This window comes from Serratia sp. X10 (assembly GCF_017811775.1).
Classification (GTDB): domain Bacteria; phylum Pseudomonadota; class Gammaproteobacteria; order Enterobacterales; family Enterobacteriaceae; genus Serratia; species Serratia ureilytica.
Window position 1 is genome coordinate 994,200 of record NZ_JAEIOH010000001.1, and the last position, 14,873, is coordinate 1,009,072.

Below are 14,873 nucleotides of genomic sequence, written 5' to 3' on the forward strand. Positions count from 1 at the left end.
ATGACCGTTTTGACTCCTCCCGTTCCTCTGGCCACGCCGCGCCGCGCCAGGCTGGGGCTGACGCTGTTCATTCTCGCGCTGCTGCTGGCGCCCTGGGTGGCGGGCGCCGCCGGGGGCAACTACTGGGTGCGGGTCGTCGACTTCGCCCTGCTGTACCTGATGCTGGCGCTCGGGCTGAACATCGTGGTAGGCATGACCGGGTTGCTGGACATGGGCTTTATCGCCTTTTACGCCGTCGGCGCCTATTTGGCCGCGCTGCTGTCGTCACCGCATCTGACACAGCAATTCCCGCTGCTGCTGCAGTGGTTCCCCGACGGGCTGCACCTGTCAATGCTGGGTCTGATCCCGCTGGCGGCGCTGCTGGCGGCGGCGTGCGGCATCCTGCTCGGCGCGCCGACGCTGCGGCTGCGCGGCGATTATCTGGCGATCGTCACGCTCGGTTTCGGCGAAATCGTGCGCATTCTGATGCGCAATCTGGATCGCCCGGTCAACCTCACCAACGGCCCCAAAGGCATTTCCGGCATTGACCCGGTCAGCCTGTTCGGCCTGAAGTTTTCCGGCATGCATGAATGGTTCGGCGTGCGTTTTTCCGGCCTGTACCTGTATTACTACCTGTTCGCCGCCCTGCTGCTGGCGATCCTGTTTATCAGCCTGCGGCTGCAAAACTCGCGCATCGGCCGCGCGTGGACGGCGATCCGCGAAGACGAGGATGCCGCGCGGGCGATGGGCATCAACACCCGCAACTTCAAGCTGCTGGCCTTCGCCATCGGCGCCACCTTTGGCGGCGTGGCCGGCGCGCTGTTCGCCGCGTTCCAGGGCTTCGTGTCGCCGGAATCGTTCACCCTGCAAGAGTCGATCGCCGTATTGGCGATGGTGGTACTCGGCGGCATGGGGCACATCCCCGGCGTGATCCTGGGCGCGCTGCTGCTGGCCGCTCTGCCGGAGCTGCTGCGCAGCAGCATGGGGCCGCTGCAGCAGGCGCTGTTCGGCCAGGTGCTGATCGACCCGGAAATCATCCGCCAACTGTTTTACGGCCTGGCGCTGATCCTGGTGATGCTGTATCGCCCGGCGGGCCTGTGGCCGGCCCGCCACGCACGGGGGAACGCCGCATGACGCCGCTGCTCGCTTTACACCATATCAGCAAACGCTTCGGCGGCCTGACGGCGGTGGATGACGTCAGCATGAGCATCCGCCAGGGGGAAATCTACGGCCTGATCGGGCCGAACGGCGCCGGTAAGACCACCTGCTTCAACCTGATCACCGGCCTGTATCGCGCCGACGCGGGCGAGTTCCGCCTGGCGGGCCAGCGCTATAAGCCCGAGGCGATCGACAAAGTGGCGCAGGCCGGCATTGCCCGCACCTTCCAAAACCTGCGGTTGTTCAATGAAATGAGCGTGCTGGAAAACGTGATGGTCGGCTGCCACGTGCGCACCCGCAACGGCCTGTGGGCGGCGATCGCCCGGCACCGTCGCGCCAGGGAGGAGGAACAGGCGGTGCGCGATAAATCTCATGCGCTGCTGGAGTACGTCGGCATCAGCCAATTCGCCCATTACCGCGCCGGCGATCTCGCCTATGGCCATCAGCGGCGGCTGGAGATCGCCCGCGCGCTGGCGACCGAGCCCCGGTTGCTGGCGCTGGACGAACCGGCGGCCGGCATGAACGCCGGAGAAAAAGTGGCGCTGCGCGAACTGCTGCTGCGCATCCGCGACAGCGGCAAAACGCTGCTGCTGATCGAACACGACGTCAAGCTGGTGATGGGCCTGTGCGATCGGCTGACGGTGCTGGATTACGGCAAAGCGATCGCCGAAGGCGAACCGGCTCAGGTGCGGCGCGAACCGGCGGTCATTCAAGCCTATCTGGGAGGCGGCGCGCATGTCTGAAGCCCTGCTGAGCGTTAAACGACTCAAAGTGTCTTATGGCGGCATTCATGCGGTCAAAGGCATCGATTTCACGGTGAATGCCGGCGAACAGGTGACGCTGATCGGCGCCAATGGCGCGGGCAAAACCTCGAGCCTGCGGGCGCTGACCGGCCTGCAGCCGTTTGAGGGCGACATTCTGTTCGACGGCCGTTCGATTCGCGGCATGCCGCCGCACCGCTTGCTGCAACAAGGGCTGGTGATGGTGCCGGAGGGACGCGGCATTTTCACCCGCCTGACGGTGCGAGAAAACCTGCAGCTGGGCGCCTATGCGCGGCGTGACGCATCGGCGGTGCGGCAAGATTTCGAACGCGTGTGCGCCACCTTCCCACGGCTGAGCGAGCGCCTGCATCAACCGGCCGGGCTGCTTTCCGGCGGTGAACAACAGATGGTAGCGATGGGCCGCGCGCTGCTCAGCCGCCCGCGGCTGCTGATATTGGACGAACCGTCGATGGGGCTGGCGCCGATTGTGGTGGAGGCCATTTTCTCGGTCATCAAGCAGCTAGCCCGTGACGGCGTCACGCTGCTGTTGGTCGAGCAGAACGCCCGCCTGGCGCTGGCGTCCACCGATCGAGCCTACGTATTGGACAGCGGCAGCCTGAGCCACAGCGGCCGCTCCGCCGACATGCTGGACGATGAAAAAATCAAACGGATCTATTTGGGTGAATAACCGTTGTTACCTTTAACCGCACCAGGAGTATGACATGCAGCAGAACATTCGCATCAAGCCGTTGGCGCTGGCCGCCATGACGATGATCCTGAGCCTCCCGGCGCTGGCGGACGACACCGTGTTGATCGGTCTTGCCGGGCCGCTGACCGGCCCTTCCGCGCGCATCGGCAAAGATCTTGAAAACGGCGCACGGCTGGCGATCGCCGACGCTAACGCACAGAAACCGACGCTGAACGGCAAACCGGTCACCTTCAAGCTGGTGTCCGAGGACGATCAGTCCGACCCGCGCACCGCCGTGGCCGTGGCGCAGCGTTTGGTCGACGAAGGCGTCGCCGGCGTGGTCGGCCACTGGAACACCGGCACCAGCATCCCGGCGGCGCGCATTTATCACGACGCCGGCATCGCTCAGGTGGCGCCGGTGGCGACCGGTCACGGCTACACGCAGCAAGGTTTTGACACCAGCTTTCGCGTGATGGGCCACGACGACGACGGCGGCAACTATGCCGGGCAATATGCGGTGAAGACGCTGAAAGCCCAGCGCATCGCAGTGATAGACGATCGCACCGCTTTCGGCCAGGGGCTGGCGGACGAGTTTATCAAATCGCTGCAGGCCCAGGGCGTGCAGCCGGTCACCCGTGAGTATGTGGATGACAAGACCGTTGATTTCAGCGCCGTACTGACCACCGTGCGCAGTAAAAACGCCGATCTGATCTTCTTCGGCGGCGTGGATTCGCAGGCGGCGCCGCTGGCGCGCAAACTGAAACAGCTGGGCATGAACGCGCAGCTGATGGGCGCCGGCGGCTTCGTCAGCCAAACCTTCCTGACGCTGGCGCAGCGGGAAGGCGAAGGCGTCGTCGCGCTGGAGCCGGGGCTACCGCTGGAACAGATGCCGGGCGGCAAGGCGTTTGAACAAGCCTACCGCGATCGTTATCACACCCACATCGAACTGCATGCGCCCTTCGCCTACGACGCCACCCGGGTGCTGATCGCCGCCATTGAGCAAGCCGATTCGGCCAATCCGGCCGATTATCTGCCGAAACTGCGCGCCATACATTACCAGGGCGTCACCGGCGACATCGCCTTCGATGCGCAAGGCAACCTGCAACAGCCGAGCTTCACCCTGTACCGGGTGGTTGACGGCAAATGGCAGCCGCAAACCGTGTTGGGCGGCGCCAAACCACAATAAATCAAGAGGAACAAGGCGATGAGCTGTGCAAAAAACGAATTGGGCATTTTGGCCCGCAGAAAGATCGAGGCGGAGATCATCAAGCCGATCTACCAGATTCTGGTGCGTGAAATCGGCAAGGCGCGCGCTCAGGCGGTGATCGGCGAAGCCATCGAGAATGCCGCCATCGAGGCGGGCAAACAGTTCGCCGCCCAGGAACCGAACGGCGCGGATCTGCGCAGCTTCGCCGCCTTGCAGTACCTGTGGGAAAAAGACGATGCGCTGCGCGTCGAAGTGATCAATCAGGACGCGCAGCACTTCGACTATAACGTCACCCGCTGCCGCTACGCCGAGATGTATCACGAGATGGGGCTGGGGGAGATCGGCCACCTGCTCTCCTGCGCTCGCGACAGTCAGTTTATCGTGGGCTATGCCCCTGACGTCGACCTGCAGCGCAGCCAGACCATCATGTCCGGCGCCCCCTGCTGCGATTTCCGCTACACCGCTAAAACGCCGGGAGAAGATCAATGACGTATCGAGTCAACGGCGAGCGCCTGTGGCAAAGCCTGCAGACGATGGCACAGTTCGGCGCCATCGCCAATAACGGCGTCACCCGGCTGGCGCTGAGTGAAGAAGATCGGCAAGCGCGCGATCAGCTGCGCGCCTGGGCGCTGGAGGCGGGTTGCACCGTACGCGTCGACCAAATGGGCAACATGTTCCTGCGGCGTGAAGGCGCTCGCCCCGAGCTGGCGCCGGTCGTCACCGGCTCGCACGGTGATTCGCAGCCCCGCGGCGGCCGTTTCGACGGCATCTACGGCGTGCTGGCCGGATTAGAAGTTATTCGTACCCTTAACGATCGGCAGATCGTCACCGAACGCGCGATCGAAGTGATCAACTGGACCAACGAAGAAGGCGCGCGCTTCGCGCCGGCGATGATCGCCTCGGGCGTGTTCGCCGGGGTATTCGACCTGGAATACGGCCTGACGCGCCGCGACGAGCACGGCGTCAGCCTCGGCGACGCGCTGGAGCGCATCGGCTACGCCGGCGAATATCCGGTGGGCGGCACGCCGATCCACGCCGCCTTCGAGTTGCACATTGAACAGGGGCCGATTCTGGAAGCGGAGCATCTCGACATCGGCGTAGTCACTGCCGCACAAGGGCAGCGCTGGTATGAACTGGAGGTCATCGGCTTCAACGCCCATGCCGGCACCACGCCGATGGATCGGCGCCGCGACGCCCTGCTCGGCTTTGCGGCGCTGGTCACGGCGGTCAACCGCATCGGTTGGGATTTCGCTCCCGACGCGCGCGCCACGGTGGGCATGGCGCAAATCACCCCCAATTCGCGTAACGTGGTGCCGGGGCGCGTCTTTTTCAGCGTCGAATTCCGCCATCCGCACGAGGCTATTCTGGCGCAGATGGAGCAGCGCCTGCTGACAGCGGTAAACGAGGTCAACGGCGGCGGCCTGGCCGCCCGGGCCGAGCGCATCTTCCAGTATCCCCCGATCGCCTTCGATTCGGGGTGTATTGGCAGCGTGCGTCACGCCGCGCAGGCATTGGGCTATCGCCATCGCGACATGATTTCCGGCGCCGGCCACGACGCCTGTTACCTTAGTCGCGTCGCCCCGACCGCCATGATTTTCATTCCCTGCGTGGACGGCATCAGCCACAACGAACGGGAAGATATCACCCCCGCCTGGGCCGCCGCCGGCGCCGACGTGTTGCTCAACGCCCTGCTGGCGCACGCCGACGCCTGATCCTCGCCCCGGTTTGGCGCCGGGGCAAAAAATATTCAACAAAACGGTTGAATATTAGCCCGCCTGTTCTATATTCAACCATATGGTTGAATTATCTTCCTCACAGCTGGACGCCATTTTTCATGCGCTGGCCGACCCGACCCGCCGCTCGATGTTACGCGCGCTGGCCGGCGGTGAGCGCAGCATCGGCGAACTGGCCGCGCCGCTGCAGATGTCGTTCGCCGGCGCCTCCAAGCACGTGAAAGCACTGGAACATGCGGGCCTGGTGCAACGCACCGTGCAAGGAAGAAACCATATCTGCCGGCTCGAACCCGAGCCTATGGCGCAGGCCATGCACTGGCTGCAAACCTATGAACATTTCTGGACTGAACGGCTGGATGCGCTCGAACAGGCGCTGCTGCAGCCCGAACAGCTTCCTCCCAAGGAGTGAACCATGAATGATTACGGCATGATTATCGAACCCGGCACGCTGCGTATCCAGCGGCTGCTGCCCGGCCCCATCGAGCGGGTGTGGGCTTACCTGACCGAATCCGACAAGCGCGCCACCTGGCTGGCGGCCGGCGCCATGAAGTTGGAAAACGGCGCGGCGCTGGAGCTGGAGTTTCGCAACTCCGATCTGGCGGGCGAGCACGAACCGCCGCCGGCCAAATACAAACAGCATGGCGGCTGCGTCAGCAACCGCGGCCACATCACCTGCCTGTTCCCGCCGCGCCTGCTGAGCTTTACCTGGGCCGAACAGGATCAGGGCCGCCCTTCCGAGGTGACATTCGAATTGACGGAACAGGGAAATGCGGTGCTGCTGACGGTCACCCACCGGCGCCTGGCTAACCGCGACGAGATGCTCAGCGTCGCCGGCGGCTGGCATACCCATCTGGATATTCTGCTGGATCGCCTGCACGATCGTGCTCCGCAGCCGTTCTGGAGCACCCATGCCCGGCGGGAAGAAGAGTACCGCGCCCGCCTGTAATTACGACTCGTCCCTGCGCCTGAACGCCAGATAACCGGCGATCAGCGTGAAACTGCCGACCAGCAACACCAGCAGGATAAAACCGTGGTGATTGCTGGCCAGCGGTATCCCTCCGACGTTCATGCCGAAAAAACCGGCGACGATGTTGATCGGCAACGCCAGCACGGTGATCACCGTCAGGGTGTAAAGCGTGCGGTTATTCTGCTCCATCAGTTTGGCGCCCAGCTCTTCCTGCAGCAGCCGAATGCGTTCGGTCAGGCTGGCGAGATCGTTCAACACTACGGTGAACTCTTCGGTAAACTGCCGCAGATCCTGCACCACCTCACGGCTCAGCCAGCTCGGCGGCCGGTTCAACAGGCGAAACAGCGCGGCCGGCTCCGGCGCCAACAGGCGCTGAAAGCGCAACAGCATGCGGCGCATGCGCCCCAGCTCGGCGCGGTTGCGCTTAACGCGGTGAGTCAGCAGACGATCCTCGATGGTATCGACATACTGGTTGGCCTGCCGCACCACCTGCTCCAGCACCTCCTCCTGCTCTTCCAGCAGGTGCGCCAGCAGTTCGGTGGACGACGCCAGCTGCAGCGCCGTCAGGCGGCCCAGCAGCCGCTCGATCAGCCGCACCGGTTTATGGCGCACGGTCACCACCAGCCCACGGCGGCAATACAGCCACAGCGTCGCCGTTTCCGGGTTGTTGTCTTCAGGGTGGAAGATCACGTCGTTGAGCACGGCGAACAGATCGTCGCCCTGCCGCTCGATGCGCGTAGTGTGGGAACCGTGGCGAATTTCGTGAAAGAAAAAATCGGAAATGGCGAAATGGTTTTTCAGCCACTTCTCCGCCGCCGCGTGGTTGAGATTGAGGTGCAGCCAGATAAAACCGTCGCCGGGCGACAACGTTTGGTAAGCCTGGCAAACCTGCTGCGAGTTCACGCGCGCCGGCGGCTCGCCGGAGCGAAATGCATGGCCGTAGATCAGCCCGGTCACTTCATCATCAAAATCCAGCTTGTGCATCTTTTCCGCTGCCCTTTGCACCATAACGCCTTATCCTGCCTATGGCCGTTAGCCCAGATCGTCCACGCTGTTATAACAATCTTTATCGCTCAGCGTTAATGATTTTCAACGCTCTTGCTCATTAATATTTTCGTCATAAAAACGTCATTTCATTTTAAAAGTTTTCATCCCCAGCCCGTTCAGCAACCGCACAAACGTGGCCGCATTCGCGGTCGCTTTATCAGCTAAAGAATGGGCTATTCAATAAATCCCAGTTTGAACTGCGCCTTGCCCGCCAGCGACATCAGGCTCGCATCTTCAGGATAGGTCTCCAGCAGCGGGAAAAAGACTGCGCCGCCGATAATGCTGCGGCGCTTTGAATCTGCCGGGCGCAGCCCCCAGATATTCTGGTACGTCATCGGTACAACCTGGCCGTCAACGAGCGCATTGCCGATATACAGCATGATATGGCCCGGAATGTAAACCAGCGTGGTGAAGGGTTTGCCGTGATCTTTGAGATAGCGTAGCCGTTCACGGGTGTTCGCTTGAACAAGATCAACCACCCGGGTGGCCGCCTGTATCTGCGCGGCGGAATTTCTGGGAAGAAAGAGGCCAAAAGGCATCAACAGACTGCGCAGTTCGGCGGAGCAGTCATTATTGAAGTTATAGTTCCCCCAGCCATAAGGCCTGCCGCTCATTGACCGCATCAGTACGGCAAAATGTTCGGGCGTCATTTTCCACGGCATGGCGGCAAATTCCCCCATCTTGACAACGACCCGGCGCATCTGTGCGCGGCCATCCTCTCGGCGTACCGGCACGGCGACCACAAAAAGACCCTGTCGGTGACGGTAAAATGGCAGGATCGTGCCGTGGCGCGCCGTAAAATAAAACTGGCCGCCCGTGTGCACCGAAACCGGCTGTTTAATGAATGCCCCCAGATTTTTCCCCGCCAGCGCCAGCCATTCGGAGACAAACCGCTGATCCGCCGCCGCGATGTCTTCGCTATGCACCCAACCGATCACCGCAGGCGACATGACGTATTTCCAGCGTTTATCGCGGCTTTGCGTAATAACGTATACCGGAGTGCCGGGGCGGATAGACGAATCCTGCAAATTATCAAAGGGATAACCTTGTCCAGCCAGGCGAGGATCGTCATAAGCCGGATCGTCCGTCGGCAGGATCCTGACCAGCGTCTCCCTGACCGCAATGCCTCGGGCCGAAGAATGATAAATCTGGCTAATGTCCGTAGAAGCATTATCTCTGACTTGCTGTTTCCAGCGGTCGGTGTGAGTCCTGAAGTTTTCCCCCCAGGAGACACTTCCACTGCCGAGGTGTTTATCCATTGCGGCATCACGGTGGCTTTGCGCTTCGCGGTTCAGGACAGCAGCGATGTAATGCGGATTCCAGGGGGATTCATCGTTCGGCCCCATGCCAAAATAGTGGGATTTGAGGGCGGAGAAATGGCGCTGCTGCGCGGCGGCATCCATCACGGGCACCCGCCGTTGCGGGCCATAGGGGATCCATTTATCGACAGATTGCGAGTAGTTACCCAGCGGGAATAGCGATTTGGTCGCATCGATAGGGGTTGTCGCTACGGCGTCTTGAGGTGGCTCTCTGACCGGCGCACTATGGCAGGCCGACAGCAACAGAAGCATCATCAATACAAAGGGTTTTATTCCATTAGGCATTTTTTATCATCTCCGTGACAGGTGAAAATTTCTTCTTCATCCTGACCAGAAGTGATTGCAAATGATACTCAATAACACTATCGATTGACGCCCGGTTGAGGAACAAAACGCAAAAGCAAGCCCGCCCGCTTGCTCCTGCGCCCTCACATTCTCACCACGCCAACAGACGTTCCAGCGCCGCCGCCGGCCCTTTACGGCCGATAAGCGCCGCCCGATGCCAGATAGAGCCGCTGTCGCTCACCCACTGCTCGCTTACCCACTGGCGCCGGGCCAGGCTGCGCAGTGCCTGGATGCTGTCGACGGTGTTATACACCAGCCAGGCGCCGAACAATACGCCGGCCAAGGCGATCCACAGATTGACCGTTGCTGCCAGCTGCGCGATCAACAACAGCAACAGCGCCATCTGCAGTAAGGTTTTAGCGGTGAAAGCGCACAGAAAGAAGGTCCGCATTCGGTTTTCCAGCGCAAAACAGGGGTTGGTTAACACCTGGCGGGTTTCCTGTACCGGAATGCCTTGCACATAGACCATCCATTGCGAAGCCCGTCGGGGATTCATCGCCACGCCCTTTTCCGCCAGCTGGTGTAACCGCATCGAAACGGCGACCGGCCAGACGAGCGCGAGCAGCAGGCAATAGAAGAACGCCGCACTGACGCCGCACACGCCCAATCCGATCGCGGCCAGCACCGCCAGCAGAGCCTTGCCGGAGTAAAACCAAAACGGCACCACTTGGTAATTCATAAAGTTCCCTTTTAAGTCCATTAACCAGTCCGATAGATTACTCCCTTATCAAGGCGTTAAACGCGAGGGAACAAAAAATTTTTGCTGTTACGCAGAACGCGATCGGCCCCTCTATCCTGCGCCGCCAAACCTGCTAACCTGCGCATTTTGATTTTTGACAGGAGTCTTCCATGCGCCAACGCATCATTGTCTGCCCGCTGATTGAAAACGATAACGCCTTCCTGCTGTGTAAAATGGCCGCCCACAAAGGCGTGTTTCCCGGCCAGTGGGCGCTGTCCGGCGGCGGCGTCGAGCCGGGTGAACAAATAGAACAGGCGCTGCGGCGCGAAGTGCGCGAAGAGTTGGGCGCCGCGCTGATCCTCGACAACATCACGCCCTGGACTTTCCGCGATGATGTGCGCGTCAAAACTTACGCCGACGGCAGCCAGGAGCAAATCTACATGATTTACCTGATTTTCGACTGCCATGCCGCCAACCGCGACGTGACGATCAACGACGAGTTCGATGACTACGCCTGGGTGCCGCGCGAGCGCCTCGCGGACTACGATTTGAACGAGGCCACCCGCTTCACCCTGCGGCAAAAGGGATTGTTGTAACAGTTTGAGCGATTATCGCCCTATTTCCTTCACATTTGCCGGGCAGACTCTTTTGATATTTTTTAATCACTTAGGGTCACTATTGCCGCCGTTATGCTTTTATCTCAAGCTTTTCTCCGTCTGCCTGTCCGGCGCTTCGGCGCCGCCCTGCTGTTCAGCCTGCTGTTCGTTTTGGCGCCCGTGCATGCCGCTGCACCGCCGCTGGTGCTGAATGCCAAATCGGTGCTGGTCGTCAATCAACGCACCGGAAAGACCCTTTATCAGAAGCAGCCGAACCGCGTGCTGCCGATCGCCTCGCTCACCAAACTGATGACCGCGATGGTCGCCCTGGACAGCAAACGCCCGATGGGCAGCAAGCTCAAAGTCACCCCTGCCGATCGCGATCTGCTGAAAAAAACCCATTCGCGATTGACCATCGGCTCGGTGCTCAGCCGCCGCGACATGCTGCACATCGCCCTGATGTCTTCGGAAAACCGCGCCGCGGCGGCGCTGAGCCGCAACTATCCCGGCGGTCGCAGAGCCTTTGTGGCGAAAATGAACCAGAAAGCGCGCGCCATCGGCATGAAACGCGCCCGTTTCTACGATCCGACCGGGCTGACGCCGCGCAATGTCGCGACCGCCCGCGATCTGCTGCAGATGGTCAACCACGCCTATCGCTATCAGACCATCCGCCGTTTCAGCACCGACAGGCAGCACATCGTCTTTCCCGGCCGCGGCCAGCTGGTCTATCGCAGTTCCAACGGTCTGATCAACAACCCGGCCTGGAAGATCCAGCTGCAGAAAACCGGCTTTACCGACGAGGCCGGTCACTGCCTGGTGATGCGCACCACCATCAAAGGGCAGCCGGTGGTGATGATCTTGCTTGGCGCGCAGCCGCGCTACGGCCACTACCGTGACGCCATTCGTCTGAAGGCCTGGCTTGAGAGATAACACCACGGCGCTTTACCGTTCTGCGCATATCCAAATCCGTTTTGGATCAATGGAATATCCTATCGCCAATCAGTATTAAGCCTCGCGCCGCCCGCATGGTATTTGTCAGGCATATCTGATGACGAAAGGAGCGGGAAAAATGGCTTATGCCTTGAGCATATTGGAAAAAAGTCCGATCGCCGACGGGGAAAGCGCCGAGCAGGCGCTGGCGCGCACGCTGCAGCTGGCGCAACGGGCTGAACGCTGGGGGTATCGGCGTTTCTGGCTGGCCGAGCACCACAACACGCCGCAGCTCGCCTGCCCGTCGCCGGAAGTGCTGATCGGCTACCTGCTCGGCCAGACGACGCGCATTCGCATCGGCTCCGGCGGCGTGATGCTGCAGCACTACAGCGCCTACAAGGTGGCCGAAAACTTCAACCTGCTGGCGGCGCTGGCGCCAGGGCGCGTCGATCTCGGGGTGGGCAAAGCGCCCGGCGGGCTGCCGCTCGCAACCCAGGCGCTGCAGGCCGCCCACGATCGGCAACGCAAGCCGGACTTTCCTCAGCAGCTGTCGCAGTTGACCGCCTATCTGAACGACGACGCCGAGCCCGGCCTGAGCGCCACACCGCTGCCGCCGCAGGGCGCGCAGCGTTTTCTGCTCGGCGCCAGTAAAGAAAGCGCGACGCTGGCGGCCGAGTCCGGCTGGGCCTTCGTGTTCGCCGCGCATTTGAACGGCAATCCACAGGATATCCGCGACGCGCTGGAGCACTACGCCGCACACAGCGGCGGCCGCAAGGCGCTGCTGGCAGTGGCGGCGATCGTGGCCCCCAGCGAGGAACAGGCCGCGGCATTGGCGGCCGACATTCGGCAATACCGCGTGCACGTTGCCGGTGAGCAGAGTGTGACCGTCGGCAGCCTGGCGCAGGCCGAGAGCTTCGTGCAGCAGGCCAGCGCCACCGACTACCGCATCGAGCCGCGGGAAAGCCATATTCTGCTAGGCACCGCGCAGCAGGTGCATCAGCAACTGGCGCAGCTGCAGCAACAGTACGGCGTGGAAGAGTTCATCATCGACACGCCAATCGCCGAACCGGCCGCCCGGTTAGCCTCGCTGCAGTTACTGGCGGAGGAGAGTTTGACGCCGGCTTAGTTGATCGCCGCCGCCACCCGCATGGCTTCGGACAGATCCTGCGCCAGCGGCGCCAACTGCGACGTCGTGACGTTCGCCAGGCTGACGCGGAGCGCCGGACCGCACTTCAGGCGGAAAGGTTCACCGCCCTGCACCAGCCATCCCCGCTGCGCCATCAGCTGCGCGGCGGCGGTTTCCGAGCGCACCGGCAACCACAGATGCAGCCCTTCACCTACCGCCAGCGCCGTGTGATTCAACGCATTGAGCCGCTGGACCAGCTCGTCCCGCCTGGCCTGATACGCCTGTTGCGCCCGCTGCAATTGCCCTTCCTGCAAGGCTTGTTCCCACAGTCTGGCGGCGATCTGCTGCAAGATATGGCTGACCCAGCGTTCGCTGATGTACTGATCGGCGCGCATCGCCTGCAGCAAGGTCGGGCTGCCGCAGGCCAACGCGATGCGCAGATCCGGGCTGAGAAACTTGCTGAGCGACAGCACGTACAGGCCGCGATCGCCGTCGAACGGCAGATGCAGCGGCTGTTGCGACAACGGCCCCCAGAAATCGTCGACGATCGCCAGACACTGCGGATGGCCGCGCAGAAAACCTCGCCACTGCTGCGCACGTTGCGCTGAAAGCGAAGCGCCGGTCGGATTATGGGCGCGCGGCGTCAGGATCACCGCGTCAGCCGCGCCGCTCTCCGGCAGCCGACAGCCCTGTTCATCCACCGCCAGCGGCAGCGGCCGCAGGCGCAGGTGACGCAGCAGCGTCAATAGCGGCGGCCAGCAGGGATCTTCCACCCACACCGCCGCCCCAGGCTGCGCATGGCAGCGCAGCGCCTTTTCCATCGCGTCCAACGCGCCGGAAAACACCGCCGGTTCCCCCAGGGCCACACCCTGGCGCCCGAGCCACTTACGCCCGAGGCCGGTCAATACCGGCAGGTCGCCGCTGATGTCATAGCCGTTTTGCTGCGGAAACGCCTCCGCCGCGCCAAGCCTCAGCGCCGGCAGCAAAGCGGCATCCAGGTTGCCGCTGGCCAGATCGCACATCCCCGCCGGCACCTGGCGCGGCGCATAGGCCTCACTCACCGCCGCCAGCGGCGGATCCAGCACCACCGTGCCCGCTCGTCCGCGCGTCGCCACCAGGCCGGCATCGCGCAATCTGGCGTATGCGCTGGCCACGGTATTCGGATTGACCTCCAGCTCCGCCGCCAGCTGGCGTACCGGCGGCAACAGCTCGCCCGGCCGCAGCGCGCCGTTTTTGATGCGTGCGGCGATCTGCTCGGCAATCTGGACAGCGCCGCCGCCTTTTGCATACAATGAAGTCATACATAAATCCTTTTGTAATAGTTCAAACAAGATTAGCAGCTTCTGCGGCCAAAAGTAAGGGGTTCCATGGATAAACATTACGTGCTCGACATTCAGTATGCAGGAAAAGCCTTTGCCCGCCTGCAGCTGTTCACCCCGTGGGCAGCCGATCAGCTGGAGCAGGCCTGCGCGCTGTTCCCGGCCGCACGGGGTTATCAGGTGCAGATCAGCCAGGTCAGCGAACGCCGCATCGTCTACCAGAGCGGCGCGCAGGGCATCACGGTGCTGGGCGAGTCGCTGGCGCTGATCCCCTTCACTCACGCTAGCGAGGTTAAACAATGAAAAAAGCCGTCGCCATTCGGCACGTCAACTTTGAGAACCTGGGCATCCTCGGTTCCCTGCTGTCGCTGCGCGGCTATCAGATCGATTATTACGATGCCGGCCGCGATGATATTCGTGCTATCAATAATGAAGAGACCGATCTGTTGGTGGTGCTCGGCGGGCCGATCAGCGCCGCTCAGCACTTTTCCGGCGAGCAGCGGTATGATTTTCTCGACCATGAATTCGCGCTGGTCAAACAGCGCCTGGCGCAGCGGCGGCCAACCCTCGGGGTTTGCCTCGGCGCGCAAGTGATCGCCCAGGCGCTGGGCGCTGAGGTTATTTCGCTCGGCGTGAAAGAGATAGGCTTCGCCCCGCTGACCACGCCGCCGGCGGAAGAGGAGTCGGTGCTGGCGCCGCTGGCCGACACGCCGGTACTGCACTGGCACGGGGATATGTTCACTATCCCGGACGGCGCCCGCTGCCTGGCCGGCACGGCGGTATGCCCGCATCAGGCCTTCGACTATCAGGGGTTTGCGCTCGGCCTGCAGTTCCACTTGGAGGCGGATCATCGCGATATCGAACGCTGGCTGATTGGCCATGCCTGCGAGCTGGAACTGGCCGGCATCGCGCCCCAGACCCTGCGCGACCAGGCCGCACGCCACGGCGCGCAGCTGGAACAGCGCGCGCGGCAGGTGTTCGCGCGCTGGCTGGATAACAACGAACCAAGGAAGTAACTC

At 62.2% G+C, this 14,873-nt stretch carries 17 protein-coding genes; 13 read left to right on the forward strand and 4 right to left on the reverse strand.

Translation table 11 applies throughout. The features are described 5' to 3' along the window. The 8 genes from J9788_RS04885 to J9788_RS04920 all read left to right on the forward strand — a co-directional run bounded on the left by J9788_RS04885 (position 1) and on the right by J9788_RS04920 (position 6,472). Entirely contained in the window at positions 1–1,113 is a 1,113-nt protein-coding gene (locus tag J9788_RS04885; RefSeq protein ID WP_033643184.1) for an ABC transporter ATP-binding protein, read from the forward strand. Further along, positions 1,110–1,880 carry an ABC transporter ATP-binding protein gene (locus J9788_RS04890; protein WP_046898277.1) on the forward strand — a complete coding sequence of 257 codons (771 nt, stop codon included), beginning with the start codon at positions 1,110–1,112 and terminating at the stop codon, positions 1,878–1,880. Before J9788_RS04885 ends, J9788_RS04890 begins: the two co-directional genes overlap by 4 nt. After that, on the forward strand, positions 1,873–2,586 hold the full coding sequence (locus J9788_RS04895; protein WP_046898276.1) for an ABC transporter ATP-binding protein: 714 nt from the start codon (positions 1,873–1,875) through the stop codon (positions 2,584–2,586). Before J9788_RS04890 ends, J9788_RS04895 begins: the two co-directional genes overlap by 8 nt. A gap of 76 nt (positions 2,587–2,662) precedes the next feature. Continuing rightward, positions 2,663–3,772: a branched-chain amino acid ABC transporter substrate-binding protein gene (locus J9788_RS04900; RefSeq protein ID WP_288446232.1), complete on the forward strand. Its 1,110-nt coding sequence runs from the start codon at positions 2,663–2,665 to the stop codon at positions 3,770–3,772. A gap of 18 nt (positions 3,773–3,790) precedes the next feature. Further along, a complete protein-coding gene (locus J9788_RS04905) occupies positions 3,791–4,282 on the forward strand; it encodes an L-2-amino-thiazoline-4-carboxylic acid hydrolase (RefSeq protein WP_033643188.1) in 492 nt (163 codons plus the stop codon). Beyond that, positions 4,279–5,505, forward strand: coding sequence for a Zn-dependent hydrolase (locus J9788_RS04910; protein WP_182264408.1), 1,227 nt, complete (start codon positions 4,279–4,281; stop codon positions 5,503–5,505). Before J9788_RS04905 ends, J9788_RS04910 begins: the two co-directional genes overlap by 4 nt. An 82-nt stretch (positions 5,506–5,587) precedes the next feature. After that, on the forward strand, positions 5,588–5,935 hold the full coding sequence (locus tag J9788_RS04915; RefSeq protein WP_004938187.1) for a helix-turn-helix transcriptional regulator: 348 nt from the start codon (positions 5,588–5,590) through the stop codon (positions 5,933–5,935). A 3-nt stretch (positions 5,936–5,938) separates the two neighbouring features. Continuing rightward, entirely contained in the window at positions 5,939–6,472 is a 534-nt protein-coding gene (locus J9788_RS04920; protein ID WP_046898272.1) for an SRPBCC family protein, read from the forward strand. Here the strand turns inward: J9788_RS04920 and J9788_RS04925 are convergent, their stop codons facing one another. From J9788_RS04925 to J9788_RS04935, 3 genes are all read right to left on the reverse strand, one after another. Next, a complete protein-coding gene (locus J9788_RS04925) occupies positions 6,473–7,501 on the reverse strand; it encodes a transporter (RefSeq protein ID WP_182264407.1) in 1,029 nt (342 codons plus the stop codon). A 212-nt stretch (positions 7,502–7,713) separates the two neighbouring features. Next, complete coding sequence (locus tag J9788_RS04930) at positions 7,714–9,144, reverse strand: SH3 domain-containing C40 family peptidase (RefSeq protein WP_182264406.1); 1,431 nt, start codon at positions 9,142–9,144, stop codon at positions 7,714–7,716. 151 nt (positions 9,145–9,295) lie between these two features. Continuing rightward, the gene (locus J9788_RS04935) at positions 9,296–9,883 is read right to left on the reverse strand and encodes a hypothetical protein (RefSeq protein WP_046898269.1); all 588 of its coding nucleotides are present in this window, start codon (positions 9,881–9,883) and stop codon (positions 9,296–9,298) included. 170 nt (positions 9,884–10,053) lie between these two features. On the opposite strand from J9788_RS04935, the gene nudI reads away from it, so the two are divergent. The 3 genes from nudI to J9788_RS04950 all read left to right on the forward strand — a co-directional run bounded on the left by nudI (position 10,054) and on the right by J9788_RS04950 (position 12,535). Continuing rightward, a complete protein-coding gene (gene nudI / locus J9788_RS04940; protein ID WP_015377966.1) occupies positions 10,054–10,479 on the forward strand; it encodes a nucleoside triphosphatase NudI in 426 nt (141 codons plus the stop codon). A 93-nt stretch (positions 10,480–10,572) separates the two neighbouring features. Continuing rightward, positions 10,573–11,409: a D-alanyl-D-alanine endopeptidase gene (gene pbpG, locus J9788_RS04945; protein ID WP_182264405.1), complete on the forward strand. Its 837-nt coding sequence runs from the start codon at positions 10,573–10,575 to the stop codon at positions 11,407–11,409. A gap of 139 nt (positions 11,410–11,548) precedes the next feature. Beyond that, positions 11,549–12,535, forward strand: coding sequence for an MsnO8 family LLM class oxidoreductase (locus J9788_RS04950; RefSeq protein WP_182264404.1), 987 nt, complete (start codon positions 11,549–11,551; stop codon positions 12,533–12,535). On the opposite strand, the gene J9788_RS04955 is transcribed toward J9788_RS04950, so the two are convergent. Further along, positions 12,532–13,836, reverse strand: coding sequence for an aminotransferase class I/II-fold pyridoxal phosphate-dependent enzyme (locus J9788_RS04955; protein ID WP_182264403.1), 1,305 nt, complete (start codon positions 13,834–13,836; stop codon positions 12,532–12,534). The genes J9788_RS04950 and J9788_RS04955 overlap by 4 nt on opposite strands. Before the next feature lie 66 nt (positions 13,837–13,902). Here J9788_RS04955 and J9788_RS04960 point away from each other — a divergent pair, with 66 nt between their 5' ends. Both J9788_RS04960 and J9788_RS04965 read left to right on the forward strand, forming a co-directional pair. Continuing rightward, entirely contained in the window at positions 13,903–14,157 is a 255-nt protein-coding gene (locus J9788_RS04960) for a hypothetical protein (protein WP_182264402.1), read from the forward strand. After that, positions 14,154–14,870 carry a glutamine amidotransferase gene (locus tag J9788_RS04965; RefSeq protein ID WP_182264401.1) on the forward strand — a complete coding sequence of 239 codons (717 nt, stop codon included), beginning with the start codon at positions 14,154–14,156 and terminating at the stop codon, positions 14,868–14,870. The genes J9788_RS04960 and J9788_RS04965 overlap by 4 nt, the downstream gene beginning before the upstream one ends. Positions 14,871–14,873: the final 3 nt, after the last annotated feature.